Below are 17,568 nucleotides of genomic sequence, written 5' to 3' on the forward strand. Positions count from 1 at the left end.
CGAGGTGAACAGACGGGCCGATACGCTCGTCCTCGCGCAACAGTAGGCCCTCGGGGGTCACATGCAAAGCTGACCACAGCTGTCCGGAGGGACCAGTTTGTTCATCGGAATCGGGACCGTCGTGAACGTCGCGACAGTGCTCGTAGGTTCGGTACTCGGCGTACTCGTCGGGCACCGGCTCAGTCACCGCACCAGGGATCTCGTCACCGACGCGATCGGCCTGGTCACCCTGCTGATCGCCATTTCTTCCGCACTCACCGTCGGCGACCAGGCACTCGGCGACGCGGTCGGCGACAGCGCCCCGATCCTGATCGTGCTGGGCGCGATGCTGATCGGCGGGATCGCCGGGTCGCTGCTCCGGATCGAGCAGCGGCTGGAAGGTTTCGGCGCGTGGATGCAGCGCCGGTTCGACCGCGGCGAAGGGCAGAACACGTTCGTCGAAGGATTCGTCTCCGCGTCGATGGTGTTCTGCGTCGGGCCGCTGACGTTTCTCGGCGCACTGTCCGACGGACTCGGCCGGGGCGCGGATCAGTTGTTCCTGAAGGCGGTTCTGGACGGTTTCACGTCGATCGCGTTCGCCGCGTCGTTCGGCTGGGGCGTCGCCGCGTCAGCCTTGGTCGTCCTCGTCGTACAGGGCCTGATGACGGCCGTCGGCGCCGTGCTCGGCGACGTACTGCCGGAGGCTCATGTGACGGCGCTCGGCGCGACAGGCGGTGTGATGCTCATCGGTGTCGCGCTGCGGCTGCTCAAGCTGAAGCAGGTGGCCGTCGCCGACCTGCTCCCGGCACTGATCGTCGCGCCGCTGCTGGTGCAACTGCTGGTCGTGATTCGGGACTGACGGGATGACCCTCGCTGCGTCAGAATCACTTCATGACTTTCCGTCGCGGTGTACTACTCCCCCTCGTGGGGCTGGCTGTGATGACCGCCGCGGGTTGCGACTCGACCGAACCGCAGAGCACACCGACCCCGACCTACCGGCTCGAGCCACGTCCGGTCCGGCCGGGTGAAGTCGCGCTGGACGGGCACGCGGTGTCCGACGGCGACACGACGTTCTTCCCGATCGGCTTGACCACGGGCCTGGACATGCTCGTCGGCAGCCACGCCGAGTTCGCGCCGAAGGGCGAGTTCGTCAGAGTTCGCGTCGTCGTCACGAACAAGGGCAGGAGCAGCGTGCTCTTCAATACCAGGCGCCAACTGCTCGTGCTGGCCGACGGAAAGCAGCTCAAGCCGGACGACCCGGCGATGCTGGTCAAACGGCAACCCGGTCAGTTCGAGCTCGGACCTGCGGACCGGCTGGAGTTCGATCTGTACTACGACATGCCGAAAGGCGCGCAGGTGGTTGCGCTGATGGGTTTCGGCGGACCTACCCTGACCGACATGAAGGACGCCACCGGCACCCGGATCCCCTTGACCTGATCCGGATGCCGGCAGCGTCCGCGATCAGGCGCTGTCGACCCCGAGGTCGCCACCAAGGTACGCGGCCCGCACCGACGGATCGTCCAGCAGCTCGTGCGCCGGTGCGCTCTTGACCACCCGGCCCGTCTCCAGCACGTACGCACGATCGGCGACCTGTAGAGCCTGGCGGGCATTCTGCTCGACGAGCAGGACCGTCGTGCCCCGGTCGTTGATCTCCTTGATGATCGAGAAGATCTGCGCCACCAGAAGCGGCGCCAGACCCATCGAGGGTTCGTCCAGCAGCAGCACCTTCGGTTTGGTCATCAGCGCCCGCCCGATGGCCAGCATCTGCTGCTCGCCCCCGGACATCGTGCCGCCGACCTGGTCCTTGCGCTCCGACAGCCGCGGGAACAGCTCGTAGACCTCGGCCAACTCCTTCGCAGGGTTGTCCTTGCGCGCGTACGAACCCATGAAGAGATTCTCTTGCACGGTCATGCCCGGGAAGATGCCACGGCCCTCCGGCGACTGGCCGATCCCGCGCCGGACGCGCTCATGGCCGGCAACCTTCGAGATGTCCTGGCCGCCGAAGCTGATCTTCCCGCTGCTCAGCGGCCGCAGGCCCGAGATCGTCTTGAGCGTCGTGGTCTTGCCGGCGCCGTTCGCGCCGATGAGGGTGACGATCTCGCCCTCGTCGACCTGAATCGAAACACCTTTCAGCGCAGCGATCTTTCCGTAGTGGACGTGGATGTCCTCGATCTCAAGAAGCATCGGACGCCCCCAGGTAGGCCTCGATCACGGCAGGGTTGCTCTGCACGACGGCAGGGGTGCCTTCGGCGATCAGCTGACCGAAGTCCAGCACCGCGACCCGGTCGCTGATGTGCATCACCAGTCCCATGTCGTGTTCGATCAGCAATACGGTCCGCCCGCTGTCCCTGATCTTGCGGATCAGCTGCTGCAGGGACTCCTTCTCCGCGGGGTTCATCCCGGCGGCCGGCTCGTCGAGCAGCAGGATCTTGGGGTCGGTCGCCAGCGCCCGGGCGATTTCGAGTCGCCGCTGGTCGCCGTACGGCAGATTCTTGGCGGTGTCGCCCGCCCGTTTGCCGACGCCGACGAAGTCCAGGAGTTCCCTGGCCAGCTCGCGGCCGCCACGCTCCTCGCGCCGATGCCACGGCAGACCGAGCACCGCACCTACGGCCCCGGTCCTGTGGTGGGCGTCGGCGCCGACCATCACGTTCTCCAACGCCGACATGTTGTGGAACAGCCGGATGTTCTGGAACGTCCGGGCAATCCCGCCCTTGGTCACCCGGAACCGCTTCATGCCGTCGATCCGGTTGCCCGCGAAGCGCACCTGGCCGAGGGTCGGCCGGTAGACACCGGTGACCACGTTGAAGACCGTGGTCTTGCCGGCGCCGTTCGGGCCGATCAGCGCGAAGATCTCTCCGGTGTTGACCGTGATCGCAGCTTCCTTGAGCGCGACGACACCGCCGAACTGCATCGTGACGTTGTCGATCTCCAGCAGCGGCTCGCCGATCGGCGCGGCCGTCACATCGTCCGTCGGAGTCACTCGGCCACCTCCGGTGCAGCGGTCGGTGCGGCGACCTCGGCGCCCATCGTGCCCATACCACCGGACCCTTCGGCCAGTTCGGCGCGCCGACGGGTGGAAGGCAGGATGCCCTCCGGCCGGTACGCCATCATCACCACCAGAACCGCTCCGAAGATCAGGATCCGGTAGTCGGCCAGGAACCGCAGCCGCTCCGGAATCCAGGCAATCAGGAACGCGCCCAGCATGACGCCAGGAATGTTCCCCGCGCCGCCGAGTACGACAGCACTGAGGATCGTCGCGGACAGGATGAACGGGAAGTTGTTCGGCTCGATGAAGATCACCTTGCCGGCCCACACCGTGCCTGCCAGGCCGCCGATCATCGCCCCGATCATGAACGCGAGCAGTTTGAACTTGAACGTCGGGACGCCCATCAGCTCGGCCGCGTCCTCGTCCTCGCGGATGGCTGCCCAGGCCCGGCCGACGCGGCTCTTCTCGAGCCGCTTGGCGAAGACGATCACAACGATGATGACCGCGAGGATCAAGTAGTAGTACGGCGCCGGGTCGAGCGCGAACTCCATCCCGAACAGCGGCGGCGGGTGCGGGATGTTGGTGATGCCCCGCGCTCCGCCGATCGCGTCGGTGTTGTTGGCGGTGATCCGGACGATCTCACCGAATCCCAACGTGACGATCGCCAGGTAGTCGCCGCGCAACCGCAGCGTCGGCGCTCCGAGGACCACACCCGCGACCCCGGTGATCAGGGTGCCCATCACCAGCGTGGCCCAGAAGTCCCACCCGTACTCGGTACCGAAGTACGCCAGCGAGTAGCCGCCGATCGCGAAGAAGGCGACATACCCCAGGTCCAGCAGGCCGGCTTGGCCGACCACGACGTTCAGGCCGATCGCCAGCAGCATGTACGTGCCGATCGGGTGGATCAGGATCGTGGTCCAGTCGCTCTCCGGCGACATGAACGAACCGATCCAGGGCGCCGGCAGAATCAGCGCGAAGACGACCAGCGCGATGTAGACGACGTACCGCTGCCAGATCTTGGCGCGGTCCCAGCGGCCGCGCAGCATGTCGGCGAAATCTCCGGCCCGATGCCGGATGGAGACGAGTGCACTTCGGTTCTCTGTCATCTCAGCCCTCACGCCCGTGCCCGCTGGAGAGATTCGCCGAGGATTCCGGTTGGCCGGAACATCAGGATCAGGACGAGCATCACGAAGGCGATGACGTCCTTCCACTGCGAGCCGAGGAAGATCGCGCCCCAGTTCTCGATCAGGCCGAGCACGATCCCGCCGAGGAGGGCGCCTCGAAGGTTACCGATGCCACCGAGCACCGCGGCGGTGAAGGCCTTGATACCGAGGATGAAGCCGACGTTGTAGTAGATGTTCTCGAACTCCATCGCGTACAGCACCCCGGCGACGCCGGCCATCGCACCACCGAGAATGAAGGTGACGCGGACGATCGTGTCGATGTTGACACCCATCAGAACGGCCGCCTCCGGATCCTGGGCGGTGGCCCGGATCCCGCGTCCGATCCGCGTTCGGCGGACCAGTTGGTCCAGGCCGACCATCATGATGAACGCGGCGACCACGATGATCACGTGGTCGGTACGGATATTCGCGTTACCGATGGTGAACACGGTGTCACGGTCGACGATCCGCGGAACGGAGGTCTGGTTGCGACCGGGCTTGTCGAACACGTTCGGAATGACCCACAGCGCGAACAGTTCCTGCAGGAACAGCGACGCGCCGATGGCCGAGATCAGGGCCGCCAATCTCGAGGCGCCCTTCTTCCGCAGTGGCCGGTAGGCCACCCGTTCGAGCACGATCGCGGCGCCTCCCGACGCGGCCATCGCGACCAGCATCGTCAAGGCCAGGAGCCCGACCAGCGCGATCCCGGTCAAGGGACCGGAGATGCCGAGGGTGGTGAAGACCAGCAGTGAGGCGAAGGTGCCGATCATGAAGATCTCGGAGTGCGCGAAGTTGATCAGTCGCAGCACGCCGTAGACCATCGTGTAGCCGAGGGCAACAAGTGCGTAGATCGCCCCGACAGCCAGCCCACCTACGGTACTGGGACCGAACTGCTGGATGAAGTCATGAAGCATGTTGAGCCTTACGGGCGGAGCGGCCGGCAGCCGCTGTCGTGGTGGGAGCGGGAGCACATGTACTGACCGTGTGCTCCCGCTCCGCGGGCATCCTCGTGTTGCCTGGTGTCCGAGACCTAGCTGAGCTTGGCCTCGTCCGCGCTGCCGAGCAGCGCGATGGCACCGTTCTTGACCTCGTACACGAAGATCTCGTTCGCCTCAGGCTCGCCGTTGGCCTTGAACTTGATCGGCTTGGAGATGCCGTCGAAGCTGACCGTCTTCAGGAACTCGTTGATCTTCTCGCCGGTCGTGTTACCCGCCTCGACCGCCTTGATGAACGCGGTGGCGGCGTCGTACCCCTCGGTCGCGTAGATCGCCGGGTCGTTGCCGGTCGCCGTCTTGAAGTTGTCCTTGAAGGTCTTCAGCGCACCCTCGGCTTCACCGAACGGAATCTTGCAGGGGCAGCCGATGACTGCGCCCTCGGCAGCCTTGGCGCCTGCGCCCGACACCAGCTGCGCGTCCAGCGAACCATCGCCGGTGGCGAACGTTGCCGTCACACCGCCGTCACGGAGCTGCTTCAGCAGACGGCCGCCCTGCGCGTAGTAGCCGCCGAAGGCGATGACGTCAGGGTTGGCGGCCTTCACCTTGGAAACGGTGGACGAGTAGTCCGAAGCGTCCTTGGAGAACTTGTCCCGCTGGACGGTGACGCCCTTGGCCTTGAACTCCTTCTCCATCGCGTCCGCCAGCCCGACGCTGTACTCCTGGTCGTCGCTCAGGACGAACGCCTTCTTGGGGCTCTTCGCCTTGACCAGGAAGTCCGCGATGCCCGGGCCCTGGTCGTCGTCGTTCGCAACCACCCGGTGCCAGTACGTCCAGCCGTTCTTGGCCAGACCGGGGTTCGTCGCCGACGCCGAGATGCTCGGAATCTTGCCCTGCTCGAGGATGGCGCCGACGGCCTTCGACTCACCGGAGAAGGCCGGCCCGATCAGCGCGGCGATCTTGTCGGTGCTGATCGCCTTCTGGACCAGCGGCGTCGCCTGGTCCGGCTTGCCCTGGCTGTCGTACTCCACCAGGGTGATCTTCACCTTGGGGTTCTTGTCGTTGTACTCCTTGATCGCCATCTTCGCGCCGTCGCGGGGCGGGATCACGATCGCCGAGTTCTCGCCGGTCAGGTCGCCCATGAAACCGATCTTGATCTCGGTGACGTCGCCCCCGGCGCTGTTGTCCTTACTCGAGCCTGCACAGCCGGCAAGAGTCAGAGTTACTGCCAGTCCCGCGGCAACTACGCCGCCGAAGCGTGCAATCTTGGGGCTCAACTTACGCCTTCCCTTCCATACCCGTGGTCCGGGCTCCCGGATGTGGGCCATGCAGGAGTGGTCGTCCCCCCGGCCCGGAGTGGTGACAGGTCTACAGTCCACCTGCGGCCGTGTCGACAGATCCGGCCGCCGCGTTACTGCTTCGTTATTCCCTTAAAGGCAGAGGACTTTGCTGACAGTCGATTGACATCGTCATTGATGCCTTGAGCCCTTACAGCACAGGCTGCCGATCGATCGACGGCCGCAGGCCGGCCTTGGATAACGGTTTCACCCGGCGGCTGCCGCCACTTGCCACCCGACGGATCGAGCGGCCCGGTCAGTATGTTGCGGATCTCCCTCCGCGGGCGCCGTTGCAGGTTCTACATGCAGATGTGATCCGGCGGCGGAGGACACAGAGTTAGCCTGTCGGGACACGGACGGGGGTCGGATGGAGTCGGTGCTGCGGTTCGGGCTGTTGGGTCCACTCCGGGTCGACGGCCCGGAGGGTGAGATCGCCGTCCAGGCCGGCAAACACCGGATCGTCCTGGCGACTTTGTTGCTCCAGGCCAACAAAACGGTCAGCATCGAGCAGCTGACCGACAGGCTCTGGTCGGAGACGCCGGTCAAGACCGCCCGCGCCACCGTGCACCAGTACGTCATGCGTCTGCGGCAGCGTCTGGGCGAGCCCGACCTGATCCGGACCGTGCCGGGTGCCTACCTGATCGAACTCCCGGACGAGCGGATCGACCTGCACGAGTTCGACGGTCTGGTACGCCGGGCGCACGCCGCGGGCGATCCGGCCGCCGAGTCCCGGTTGTTGCATCAGGCCACCAAGTTGTGGCGCGGGACGCCGTTGGCCGACGTACCGTCGGACTCGCTCCAGCAGACCGAGGCGCCACGACTGTCCGAGCGGTACCTGCAGGCCGTCGAACGGCGGATCGACGTCGACCTGCTGCTGGCTCGCGAGCATGACCTGATCGCGGAGCTGCGCACGCTGACCGTGGAGAACCCGCTGCGCGAACGCTTCTGGTTCCAGCTGATCGCGGCCCTGTACCGCACCGGTCGCCAGGCCGAGGCCCTGGACGCGTATCAGGCCGTGCACCGGCTGATGGACGAAGAGCTGGGCATCGCTCCGGGGCAGCAACTTCGCGACCTGCACGAGGCGATCATCAAGGGCGGTGCGGTCGAGCTCGGTGTCGGCGTCAGCCGGCCGGCCGTGACAGTCGTGGAAGGTCCGGTCCCGCAGCAGCTGCCGCCGATCGACAACCGGTTCGTCGGTCGCTCCGCCGAGATCGACGGCCTGGTCGCAGCGCTCGGGCGGCGCCCGTCGGTGCCGAGTCCGGTCGTGGTGGCGGTCCACGGCCCGGGCGGGCTGGGGAAGTCGACGCTGGCGATCCGCGCGGCGCACGCTGTGGGCGAACGCTTTCCAGATGGCCACCTCTACATCGACCTGCAGGGCACGAGCCCCGGCCTGGAGCCGCTGGCCGCGGGCGACGCGCTGAACCGATTCCTCCGCGCGATCGTCGGGCCGGACGCCGCGTTGCCTACCACCGAGGACGAGCTGGCCGCGAGGTTCCGCACCGAGGTCAGCAACCGGCGGATGCTGCTCCTGCTCGACAACGCGGCCAACGAGCGGCAGCTCGCTCCCCTGCTTCCCGCAGGCCCTGGCTGCGCCGTACTGATCACCAGCCGGCAACCGGTCGCCGGCATCCCCGCGACTGCGGTCCGGGCGACCCCGTTGTCCACCCCGGAGGCAGTCGACCTGCTCAGCCACATCATGGGCGCGGACCGCGTCGTCGGCGAGTACGACGCCGTACTCGAACTGATCCACGACTGCGGGCACAACCCACTCGCGCTGCGGATCATCGGCGCGCGCCTGGCCGGGATTCCGGAGCTGACGATCCGGCACACGGTACGGCGGCTCCAGGCCGGCCACTGGCGAGATCTCGGCGTGGAGGAGAACTCGGTGCGCTCGTCGCTCGAGGTCAGCTACGTCGACCTGATCGAGCGGACGACGCAGCAGGACGCGGATCGGAACCTGACGGCCGAGGGGTTCCGGATGATCGGCCTGCTGCAGACGCCTGAGGTCACCGCGTCTGTCCTGGGCGCGCTGCTCGACGTACCGGCTCCGGACAGTGCGTCCACGCTCGAGCAGCTGGCCGAGTTGCATCTGATCGAGGCCGCCGGGAATCCGGACCGGTACCGGATGCACGACCTGCTGCGAATGTACAGCCGGGATCTCGCGCGGCAGCACGACTCGCACGAGGACCGGGAGCTCGCGCTGAAGCGCGCGTACGAGTGGTATGTCAGCGCCGTGGCCGAGGTGAGCCGGGCCATCAACGGCAACCGCTGGGACGGTCCGGGTACGGCGGACTCCGTGCTCGGGTTGTCGTCCCGGCTCGATGCGACCGCGTGGCTCGATCTGGAGCTGCCGAATCTCACGGCGCTGGCCCGACAGCCCGCGGACGCGTTCCGGGATCCGTTGTGCCGGCTGGTGCCGATGATCGCGCACACCCTGCAGAAACGCGGCCGATGGCGCGAGATCGAGAGCCTGATCCGGCTCGCGCTCCCCGCAGCGGCGCAAATCGGCGATCAGAAGGCCGAGGCGACGATGCTGGCGAACCTGTCCGCCTGTGACTGGCGAGCGGGCCGTTTCGACGAAGCCGAGGACGACCTGCAGCGTTCGTACGAACTCCGCAAGGCGCTGGGCGATCCGATCTCGGTCGGTCGCGCCCTGCACAACCTCGGATGGTTCTACCAGCGGACCGGATCGTTGCCGAAGGCCATCGAGTACTACGAACGCAGCCTGGAGCTCGTCGACAGCTCGGCGGAGCCGGTATGGACGGGTACGGTCCTGCACAACCTGGGCGAGGCGTTGTACGAGGCCGGTGACTACGCCGAGGCCGAGGCCTGTCTCGAGCGCTGCCTGGAGATCCGCCGCCAGTGCAACGACGCGAGTGGCGCCGGGATGACGCTCGCCGCCGTCGGGCGCGTTTACGCGCATCGCGGCAAGTACGGCCCGGCGTTGACCGCGCTGGGCGCGGGGATCGAGATCTGCCGGGACATCGGCAACCGCGAGGACGAATGGGGCGCGTTGCTGGTCCGCGCCGAGATCCTGCTCCGCACCGGCGAGCCCGCCGCGGCAGAGTCGTCGGTCACCCAGGCGCTGGCCATCACGCGCGTTCTCGGCAACGAGTACGGCGACGCCGCCGGCACGCGTCTCCTCGCCCGGATTCTGGCGGGCCTGGACCGCCCGACGGAGAGTGCGGCGGCCCAGGCCCGATCTCTGGAACTCTTCGAGCAGTTGTCCGCACCGACCGACGCCATGCTCGAGGAGTTCCTCACTGCTACCCCTACTGCTACCGCCTAGCTCTCCACGCGATCCCAGAACGCCCCGGCGCAGCCCCGGTCGACGATCTCGCTCAGCCGGACCCCGGCGTACAGGCTGTCCAGCGACAGCTCGAACTTCGGGTTGGTCAGGGAGTAGTTGGGGAGCAGCCGCAGCGCGGCGGTCTCGGAGAGCGTAGGGCGGCCGGTCAGAACGCAGTGGCTCTCTTGAGCCTTCCACCGACCGATCAGGTCGTTTCCCAGCGACCGTTCGGCGACGGCGAGGCGCTTCAGCACCGACGCTGTCCAGGCTGTGCTGTTTCCACCACACCGCTCGAGTGCCTTCGCCACCAGGGCTTCGCGGAACAGTGCATCCGTATCCGGCGCCGCGCCGACCCTGGCGGCAGTGAAGTCTCTCGGCACGGTCCGCGGACATTGCGCGCCGCCGAGGACGCTGGCCGCCGACAGCATCACCGCAGACGCGTTGGCTCCCGCCGGCAACTCCGCAGCAGGCACCTGGCCCTGGGCGAACGCCCGCAGCAACCTCGCCTCGACATCATCGCCGCCGCCACTGGTGCGGTCTGCCCGCACGGTGGCCAGCACATCGGAAGGGAATCCGAGGAGGTGGAGGGACTGCGTCTCGTAGAGCTTGCCCATCGGGTCGAGGGTTTGCTGCTCGGCCAGTCGGCCGCGCGTGCGGACCACGAGATCCAGCCAGCTCGCTACGTCGTCCGACAGGTCCGGTCGGTCGCCTTTGGCGATCGACGCGTCGGCACACGCCAGGTACGTCATCGTGTCGCGGCTGATGCGCAGTGATCGCTTCTCGGTGAGCAGCGCCGGACACAGTGCCGGTACGACGGGGGCGCGGCCGGCGGCGGCCAACACGCGCTGGCCCGCCCAGAGCTCCGCTGCGGTGTAGGGACCGACGACTCCGTCCTTGGCCGCGAGTCGGGTCTGTGCGAGGCCGATCAGATCTTTGGTCGCTTCCGTTGAACAGGGCCGTCCGGCCGCTGCCGCCAGCTCGGACCACGTCGATGCGTTGATCAGGTCCTGCTGAGCCAGTGCGGACGTCAGTTGCTGACAGGCCGAGGGGGTCGGCGCCGGGGCCGGTGGAGTCGCGCCCAGCAGTCGCAGCAGGTCGCTGCCGGTCAGGTAGGCTCCTGCAGCTTCCGGGGTGCCCTTGGCCAGGTTGGCCATTCGCTGACGGGCCGCGGCCGTCACCTTGTCGCGGTCAAGAGTTTTCGTCGAGAAGCGGGCCGCCAACCAAGTGACGAAGAGCGGATCGGTCCCTTCGGCCTGGAGGAGGCCGCGGTTCGCCCGCAGTTCGTCAACGGACGGGGTGGGCCGCTGGGCCAGTTGCAGGGTGATACCGGCGGCCAGGGTGTCCGTCGGTCGCGGCACGCCTGTCGGCAGCCCGATGGTGGCGCCATCGCCCTGTTCGACCAGCAGCCGGCCGACCGTCTCGGCGGTGGTGGCGCGCCAGGTCGCGAGTGGCGAGGAGCGTTCACTGGCTGCGGGCGGTGCCGCACAACCGGCTGAGGTCGCCAGCAGCGCGAGACCGATACCCGCCACCAGCAGATGCTGTCGTCGCACGAGAATCTCCTCCAGGACAGCGAGGGGTGCGGCGGAACGCCGCACCCCTGCTCGGATCAGAAGCCGATATAGGCGTTGTTGGTGGCCTTGGCGATCGTCACCTTGCTGCTGGCCGCGAACGTGGCCGTGGCGGAGTGCGTGTAGTTGTTGATCCGGCCGGCGGCGGTACCGTCCGCCGTGACGCTGCCGCCGCCGGAGCCCACGTTCCACTCGCCGTCGGTGTTCGGCTTGGTGCCGGTGTCGTACCCGTCGGTCACCTGCTTCTCGGTCAGGCTGCAGTTGCCGCCGATGCCGATGTTGCAGGACGAGATCCCCTGGCCTTGTACGGTCCAGGTGATCACCAGGCGCTTGGTGCCGCCGTTGTACGGGTAGCCGTTCGAGCAGCCGGTATTCACCGCGTCGGTGTCGCTGGACGAGACCCGGATGTTCTTGCGGTTCGGCCAGGTGACCTTGTCCGTGATTGTCAGCACGGCCAGTGCGCCACCGACACCCCACGTACTGCCGGGCTTCTGGCAGGCGCCGTACCCGTTGTCGCGCAGGTTGATCACCTGGCCGGGTTTGGTCGCCTTGCCCTGCTCGGCATTGGCCGGCAGCGCGGTGCCGACACCGGCTGCCAGGCCCGCGGCAACCGCGACGCCTGCTACAACTTTCCTGATCATGACAGACCCTCCCAGTAACTGTGACTACGTTGCGTTCACGTACTGGTCACAGTCTGGAATGGCGTCCTGCCGTCCTCCTGCCGTCTCGCTGCCGGGGCGACGATCCTGCTGCGGCAGCTAGCTGCCGGCTTCGTTGACGACCAGCTCGGCTACCTGGCGCATCGACACCCGCTTGTCCATCGCGGTCTTCTGGATCCACCGGAACGAGTCCGGTTCGGACAGCCCGAACTTGGTCTGCAGGATCGACTTCGCCCGGTCGACCAGCTTGCGCGTCTCCAGCCGCTCGGCCAGGTCCGCGACCTCCCGCTCCAGCTCGGCGAGTTCGACGTACCGGGATGCGGCGATCTCGATCGCGGGCAGCAGGTCGGCCTTGGAGAACGGCTTCACCAGGTACGCCATCGCGCCGGCGTCCCGCGCCCGCTCGACCAGCTCCCGCTGCGAGAACGCGGTCAGCATCAGCACCGGAGCGATCCGGTCCCCCGCGATCTTCTCGGCCGCGCTCAGCCCGTCCAGCTTCGGCATCTTCACGTCGAGAATCACCAGATCCGGCCGCTGCTCGATCGCCAGCCGGATAGCCTCCTCGCCGTCCCCCGCCTGCCCGACGACGTCATACCCCTCTTCCGCGAGCATCTCGGCCAGATCCATCCGAATCAGGGCCTCATCCTCAGCAATCACCACACGCTTAGCAGTCACACCGCACACCCTAGCGACCCCACGTCACGACTTCGGCCCCACAAACCCGTCAAGCACGGCCACGGCCTCCTTCCGGCTCACCGCGATCGCATTCCGCCGCGGCTGCCGCCAAGCAATCCCTAACTGGTCCAGCGCATCCGTGAGAATCTTCCGGATGTCCTCCGACTCGTTCGAGAACATGTACCGCGGGTAGTAGTACCGCTTACCGTCCGGCTTACTCGCCCAGTTCACGAACCGGCACCCATCAGAGTGAAACAACCCCCGCAGCAACTGATCGGGGTACTCGGCAACAATCTCCCGCTGCCAATCGGCAAGCTCGATCTTCCGCAGATGCTTCCGTCCAGGACCGTGCTGCGGGAACACACACGGCCAGTGCTTCCACCGTGCCTCGACCCGGATCGCACCGCCGCCGCCCCGCAGGCAGGAACTCGCATTCGGCTTCACCCGCCTGATCGTCTCCGCGATCTCCTGGTTCAGCTCGCGGTACCGCTCGTCGTTGACGATCTGCAGAGTGAACACACCCCGCCTGGCTCGCGCGATCGAGCCGTCCCCCAGATACCACCCCAACAGCAACGCGTACGCCGCCTCGTCCAACTCCGCCCCATCACACCGCGGACACGGCGTCGCCGGGTATCCACTACCCCAGCGCGTCCGGCCTTCCTTCTGGTACCGACGCCGCCAGGTCCGAATCGTCTGCAGCGCAACTCCGTGGATCTCCGCGTTGACACGATCAGGCACACCGTCGTCCGACATCCGCAACGCGGAGGCCACCGTCTCCTGTGACCTGAAGTACCCCATGCCTCATGCTCTGATGGAGCACCGACAGTTTCGCTTGCGCCGGATTCACGCCGCATCGCCTGTGTGCGCTAGGCTTCTGGCAAGCCAGCCCTGGTACCCCAATTTGGCAGAGGGAGCGGATTCAAAACCCGCACAGTGTGGGTTCGAGTCCCACCCAGGGCACCGAAATCTGTCGGTGGTCTCCGCGACGCTCGGTTTGTGTACGACGAGCAGACTCGGGAGATCGCGCTCGCGGCGATGGCCGCCGGCGAGAGTCTGAATGCGATCAGCAAGCGGCTCGGGATCAGTCGGGCGGCGCTTCGGGACTGGCGGGATGGGAAGGTACGCCGGACTCCTCCGAGTAGCTGTCCGCGGTGCGGAAGCGGGAGGCTCGATCGGCCGTCGTACGCGCATCTTCTTGGGCCGTATCTAGGGGACGGGTGTCTGTCGAGGCATCGGCGTGATGTCTATGCGCTGCGGATCGCCTGTGATGATCTCTATCCGCGGCTCATCGACGAAGCCGTGACCGCGATCGCCGCGGTCCACCCGAGTCGGCCGGTGCACCGAGTTCGGGCGGTTGGCTACACGTCCGTGGTTTCGTACTGGAAGCACTGGCCGTGCCTGTTCCCGCAGCACGGTCCGGGCCCGAAGCACCGCCGTACGATCGCGCTCGCCGACTGGCAGCACGAGATCGTTGCCGAGCACCCCCAACTGTTCCTCCGCGGCCTCTTCAACTCCGACGGCTGCCGCGTCACCAACTGGACAACCCGCCCCGTCGCCGGCCAACCGAAGCGCTACGAATACCCGCGCTACCTCTTCTCCAACGAATCCCCCGACATCATGCACCTCTGCCAACGGGCCCTCGATGTGCTCGACATCCCCTGACGCATGCCCCGACCCAACGCCCTCTCCGTAGCCAGGAAGACGGCCGTCGCACAACTCGACACCTTCATCGGACCCAAGTCCTAGCAGGTCTCAAGTTCTCTGTTCTTGTCTGAACGTGGTTGAGGCGGCAGTCGCTCGACTGTCCGCCTCAACCACATCTACCGCGCAGGTTACGGGTTGGGGCTTCGGTAGGCGGGGGCGTTGCCTTCTATGGCGTCGCCCATTCGGTGGACCCGTAGGGCGTTGGTGGAGCCGGGGATGCTGGGTGGGGAGCCGGCGACGATGACTACCAGGTCGCCCTTGTTGAGGATGCCCAGTTCGAGGAGGCGCTGGTCTACCTGGCGGACCATTTCGTCGGTGTGGTCGACGGTGGGGACGATGTGGGTGGTGATGCCCCACACCACGCTCAGCCAGGAGCTGACCGACGGGACCGGTGTGAACGCCAGCAGCGGGACCTCGGTGCGATAGCGGGCCAGGCGCAGCGCGGTGTCACCGGACTGGGTGAACGCGATCAGGTACTTCGCCTCCAGCCGCTCCGCCACGTCCGCGGCCGCGCGGGCGATCACGCCGCCCTTGGTCTTCGGCTCCCACTCGATCTCCTGGATCCGGCCGAGGCCGTGCTCCTCGGTCGACTCCACGATCCGGGCCATCGTCTTGACGGTCTCGATCGGGAACCGGCCGACGCTGGTCTCACCGGACAGCATGACCGCGTCGGCGCCGTCGAGTACGGCGTTCGCGACGTCGGAGGCCTCGGCCCGGGTCGGCCGCGGCGCGGAGATCATCGACTCCAGCATCTGGGTGGCGACGATCACCGGCTTCGCGTTCAGCCGGGCCTGGTCGATGATCAGCTTCTGGACCAGCGGGACCTCCTCGAGCGGGAGCTCCACGCCGAGGTCGCCGCGGGCCACCATGAACCCGTCGAACGCCTCGATGATCTCGTCCAGGTTGGCGACCGCCTGCGGCTTCTCGATCTTCGCGACGACCGGGAGCCGCAGCCCCTCCTCGTCCATGATCTTGTGCACCAACTGGATGTCGGAGGCGTCCCGGACGAACGACAGCGCGATCATGTCGGCCGGCAGGTGCAACGCCCACCGCAGGTCCTCGGCGTCCTTCTCGGACATCGCCGGCACGCTGACCGCGACCCCCGGCAGGTTGATGCCCTTGTGGTTCGACACCGGGCCGCCGACGGTGACCCGGCAGATCACGTCGGTCTCGGTCACCTCCTCGGCGACGAGCGCGATCCGGCCGTCGTCGATCAGCAGCTGGTCGCCCGGCTGCACATCGCCCGCCAGGCCGTCGTACGTCGTACCGCAGATGGTCTGGTCACCCGGCACCTCCCGGGTGGTGATGGTGAAGCGCTCGCCGTAGGTCAGCGTGGCCTTGCCCTCGGCGAACTCGGCCAGCCGGATCTTCGGGCCCTGCAGGTCCACCAGGATGCCGACGTTCTTGCCGGTCTCCGCGGCAGCGGTCCGAATCCGCTGGTAGATGCGCTCATGCTCGGCGTGGGCGCCGTGGCTCAGATTGAGCCTTGCGACGTCCATACCTGCTTGGACGAGTTCTGTGATGCGCTCCGGGGCGGCCGTAGCCGGGCCGAGCGTACAAACGATCTTTGCGCGACGCACGTCACAAAACCCTACTCCTGCAAACCACTGGGTCCGCTGGTCCGCCCCCGTTACTGGACAGTTAACAGTAGAAGACGAGCGGCGGCATCGCCTGAATCGTCAAGAACCCAAGGGGCTGTAGGGCCCGACGGTCACGTCACCACTCGGCTGGGCGGTGACCGTCTGCAGCCCGACCGGCAGCCCTTTCTGGTACGTGATCAGGGTGACCTCACCCGGTTTGCGCAACGTGTAGCCCAGCGCGAAGGCGTACGCCGCTCCCCCGGTCGTCCCGTTCGTGTACGTCGTGACCGCCCGGTTGTCGACCACCCGGTGTTCGGGCCCGACCTGGCGATGCAAATGACCGGACAGCAGCAGCCTCGCGCACCCCCGGGCGGCGGTGTCGGCGTACGACGACGGATCGTGCACCACCATCGTCGAGATCCGCTTGTCGTCCGGCTGGTCGCAGGCGATGTCCGCGAGCCGCTGCGACTGGTGCTCGATGGTCTCGTCCCCCGGGCTGTCCGCGCTGCCGAGCCCGGTGCGTGTCGGGTCGCTGTCGCCGAGGAACCGGATCCCCTCGACCTCGACCGGCTTGCTGTCGAGCACGGTGAAACCGGACTTCCGCATGAACTCCTCGATGTGCCCGCCGGCGTCGTGGTTGCCGGCCACCGCGACCACCTTGAAGTCCTTGAAGTGCTGCCGCAGCGAGTTGATGCTGAACGCTTCCCAGGTCTGCCCGGACGAGGTGTCGTCGCCGGCGTCGATGAGCAGCTTGGCGCCGCCGCGCTTGGCCACCTCGGCCGCGAACCCGTCGATGCCGATGTTGTCGTGCCGGTCCGAGACCAGCAGCGCGACCGTCTCGTTCTCGTTCGGCTGGTGCAGCTGCGGGGCGACGTCGGCGACCCGGTTCTTGAGTTCGCCGTACAGCTCGGTGGACTTGCGGTAGGTCTCAACCAGCGTTCGGATCACCCCGACCCCGCCGGTGGTGGAGAACCCGGACGCGACCTCGACCGACTTCAGCCGGTCGTCGAACGACATCTCCGGCAGCAGCTTGAACAACGGCTGCCACTGCGTCGGCGGTACCTCGGCGGTCCGCATCCGTCCGGGCCCGTAGATCGAGGCGATGGTGATCAGCATCGCGACCAGGATGACGATCATCCGGTGTTCGGTACGGCGTTCGTGCCGGTGCACCAGGTGCCACAGTTCGCTGCGGCGCCGTACGCCGAGGGCTGTCCACAGCGTCGCGACCACCACGACCACGAGCAGGCCGGACCCGGCCCCAGCGACCGCGTTGTCGACCGCCATCTCCTGGATGACCTGCTGGATCCGCCCGATCTCACCGTCGGGCTGGGAGGCGATCAGGGTGTCGCGGGTGAGCAGCTCGGTGAGGTTGTCGGCGTCGGTCTCCTGGACGTCGACGTTGACGCCGATGCCGCCGGGCGTGTTCGTCGGGATCCGCAGCCGCGGCAGCACGGCGCCGAGGTCGAGCGTCGCGTGCCCGTCGAACGTCGGTGACACCGTGGCCGCGTGCGCGCCGATCGTGACCCGCTCGGAGTCGTTCACGAACCCGAACAGTCCCACCACGACCGAGGTCAGCACGAAGAGCAGGCTCAGCCCGGCCCACGGCGCAACCACCCGGAGCCGCTCTTTCGTCACCAGCCGTACCACCACACTCACCAACCTACCGAGAAGCCCCACCTTGAGCACCGACCAACCG

General features: G+C 67.1%; 15 protein-coding genes and 1 tRNA gene. 5 read left to right on the top strand and 11 right to left on the bottom strand.

What is annotated here, in order from left to right:
* Positions 1–121: 121 nt before the first annotated feature.
* The gene (locus ACLJOO_RS14065) at positions 122–838 is read left to right on the top strand and encodes a DUF554 domain-containing protein (protein ID WP_410788672.1); all 717 of its coding nucleotides are present in this window, start codon (positions 122–124) and stop codon (positions 836–838) included.
* Between the two features lie 32 nt (positions 839–870).
* Positions 871–1,416 (top strand): DUF4352 domain-containing protein, encoded by a 546-nt coding sequence (locus ACLJOO_RS14070; protein WP_410787463.1) that lies wholly within the window; start codon positions 871–873, stop codon positions 1,414–1,416.
* A 24-nt stretch (positions 1,417–1,440) separates the two neighbouring features.
* On the opposite strand, the gene ACLJOO_RS14075 is transcribed toward ACLJOO_RS14070, so the two are convergent.
* From ACLJOO_RS14075 to ACLJOO_RS14095, 5 genes are all read right to left on the bottom strand, one after another.
* On the bottom strand, positions 1,441–2,163 hold the full coding sequence (locus ACLJOO_RS14075; protein ID WP_410787464.1) for an ABC transporter ATP-binding protein: 723 nt from the start codon (positions 2,161–2,163) through the stop codon (positions 1,441–1,443).
* On the bottom strand, positions 2,153–2,890 hold the full coding sequence (locus tag ACLJOO_RS14080) for an ABC transporter ATP-binding protein (RefSeq protein ID WP_410788673.1): 738 nt from the start codon (positions 2,888–2,890) through the stop codon (positions 2,153–2,155). The genes ACLJOO_RS14075 and ACLJOO_RS14080 overlap by 11 nt, the downstream gene beginning before the upstream one ends.
* 65 nt (positions 2,891–2,955) lie before the next feature.
* Positions 2,956–4,071, bottom strand: a complete 1,116-nt coding sequence (locus ACLJOO_RS14085; protein ID WP_410787465.1) for a branched-chain amino acid ABC transporter permease — start codon at positions 4,069–4,071, stop codon at positions 2,956–2,958.
* Positions 4,072–4,079: 8 nt separating this feature from the next.
* A complete protein-coding gene (locus ACLJOO_RS14090; protein ID WP_410787466.1) occupies positions 4,080–5,042 on the bottom strand; it encodes a branched-chain amino acid ABC transporter permease in 963 nt (320 codons plus the stop codon).
* A gap of 116 nt (positions 5,043–5,158) precedes the next feature.
* Entirely contained in the window at positions 5,159–6,337 is a 1,179-nt protein-coding gene (locus ACLJOO_RS14095) for a branched-chain amino acid ABC transporter substrate-binding protein (RefSeq protein WP_410787467.1), read from the bottom strand.
* A gap of 427 nt (positions 6,338–6,764) precedes the next feature.
* Here ACLJOO_RS14095 and ACLJOO_RS14100 point away from each other — a divergent pair, with 427 nt between their 5' ends.
* Positions 6,765–9,686 (top strand): tetratricopeptide repeat protein, encoded by a 2,922-nt coding sequence (locus ACLJOO_RS14100; protein WP_410787468.1) that lies wholly within the window; start codon positions 6,765–6,767, stop codon positions 9,684–9,686.
* On the opposite strand, the gene ACLJOO_RS14105 is transcribed toward ACLJOO_RS14100, so the two are convergent.
* The 4 genes from ACLJOO_RS14105 to ACLJOO_RS14120 form a co-directional block, all read right to left on the bottom strand.
* Positions 9,683–11,236: a hypothetical protein gene (locus tag ACLJOO_RS14105; RefSeq protein ID WP_410787469.1), complete on the bottom strand. Its 1,554-nt coding sequence runs from the start codon at positions 11,234–11,236 to the stop codon at positions 9,683–9,685. The genes ACLJOO_RS14100 and ACLJOO_RS14105 overlap by 4 nt on opposite strands.
* A gap of 56 nt (positions 11,237–11,292) precedes the next feature.
* A complete protein-coding gene (locus ACLJOO_RS14110; protein ID WP_410787470.1) occupies positions 11,293–11,895 on the bottom strand; it encodes a hypothetical protein in 603 nt (200 codons plus the stop codon).
* Between the two features lie 117 nt (positions 11,896–12,012).
* Positions 12,013–12,597 carry an ANTAR domain-containing response regulator gene (locus ACLJOO_RS14115; RefSeq protein ID WP_410787472.1) on the bottom strand — a complete coding sequence of 195 codons (585 nt, stop codon included), beginning with the start codon at positions 12,595–12,597 and terminating at the stop codon, positions 12,013–12,015.
* A 15-nt stretch (positions 12,598–12,612) separates the two neighbouring features.
* Positions 12,613–13,386, bottom strand: a complete 774-nt coding sequence (locus ACLJOO_RS14120) for a helix-turn-helix domain-containing protein (protein ID WP_410787473.1) — start codon at positions 13,384–13,386, stop codon at positions 12,613–12,615.
* A gap of 87 nt (positions 13,387–13,473) precedes the next feature.
* On the opposite strand from ACLJOO_RS14120, the gene ACLJOO_RS14125 reads away from it, so the two are divergent.
* Together ACLJOO_RS14125 and ACLJOO_RS14130 are read left to right on the top strand one after the other, a co-directional pair.
* A tRNA-Leu gene (locus tag ACLJOO_RS14125) sits at positions 13,474–13,548 on the top strand.
* Between the two features lie 36 nt (positions 13,549–13,584).
* Entirely contained in the window at positions 13,585–14,250 is a 666-nt protein-coding gene (locus ACLJOO_RS14130; RefSeq protein WP_410787475.1) for a transcriptional regulator, read from the top strand.
* Positions 14,251–14,420: 170 nt separating this feature from the next.
* Here ACLJOO_RS14130 and pyk read toward each other — a convergent pair whose 3' ends face one another.
* Together pyk and ACLJOO_RS14140 are read right to left on the bottom strand one after the other, a co-directional pair.
* Positions 14,421–15,872: a pyruvate kinase gene (gene pyk, locus ACLJOO_RS14135; protein ID WP_410787477.1), complete on the bottom strand. Its 1,452-nt coding sequence runs from the start codon at positions 15,870–15,872 to the stop codon at positions 14,421–14,423.
* 99 nt (positions 15,873–15,971) lie between these two features.
* The gene (locus ACLJOO_RS14140) at positions 15,972–17,528 is read right to left on the bottom strand and encodes a metallophosphoesterase family protein (RefSeq protein WP_410787479.1); all 1,557 of its coding nucleotides are present in this window, start codon (positions 17,526–17,528) and stop codon (positions 15,972–15,974) included.
* Between the last annotated feature and the right edge of the window lie 40 nt (positions 17,529–17,568).

The organism is Kribbella sp. C-35, from assembly GCF_046549195.1.
Classification (GTDB): Bacteria; Actinomycetota; Actinomycetes; order Propionibacteriales; family Kribbellaceae; genus Kribbella.

What these genes read in the sequence shown, in the direction of transcription:
- ACLJOO_RS14085 (WP_410787465.1), bottom strand. Translation starts at nt 4,071, where the DNA reads ATGACAGAGAACCGAAGTGCACTCGTCTCCATCCGGCATCGGGCCGGA.
- ACLJOO_RS14090 (WP_410787466.1), bottom strand. Translation starts at nt 5,042, where the DNA reads ATGCTTCATGACTTCATCCAGCAGTTCGGTCCCAGTACCGTAGGTGGG.
- ACLJOO_RS14110 (WP_410787470.1), bottom strand. Translation starts at nt 11,895, where the DNA reads ATGATCAGGAAAGTTGTAGCAGGCGTCGCGGTTGCCGCGGGCCTGGCA.
- ACLJOO_RS14075 (WP_410787464.1), bottom strand. Translation starts at nt 2,163, where the DNA reads ATGCTTCTTGAGATCGAGGACATCCACGTCCACTACGGAAAGATCGCT.
- ACLJOO_RS14120 (WP_410787473.1), bottom strand. Translation starts at nt 13,386, where the DNA reads ATGGGGTACTTCAGGTCACAGGAGACGGTGGCCTCCGCGTTGCGGATG.
- ACLJOO_RS14080 (WP_410788673.1), bottom strand. Translation starts at nt 2,890, where the DNA reads ATGCAGTTCGGCGGTGTCGTCGCGCTCAAGGAAGCTGCGATCACGGTC.
- ACLJOO_RS14070 (WP_410787463.1), top strand. Translation starts at nt 871, where the DNA reads ATGACTTTCCGTCGCGGTGTACTACTCCCCCTCGTGGGGCTGGCTGTG.
- ACLJOO_RS14100 (WP_410787468.1), top strand. Translation starts at nt 6,765, where the DNA reads ATGGAGTCGGTGCTGCGGTTCGGGCTGTTGGGTCCACTCCGGGTCGAC.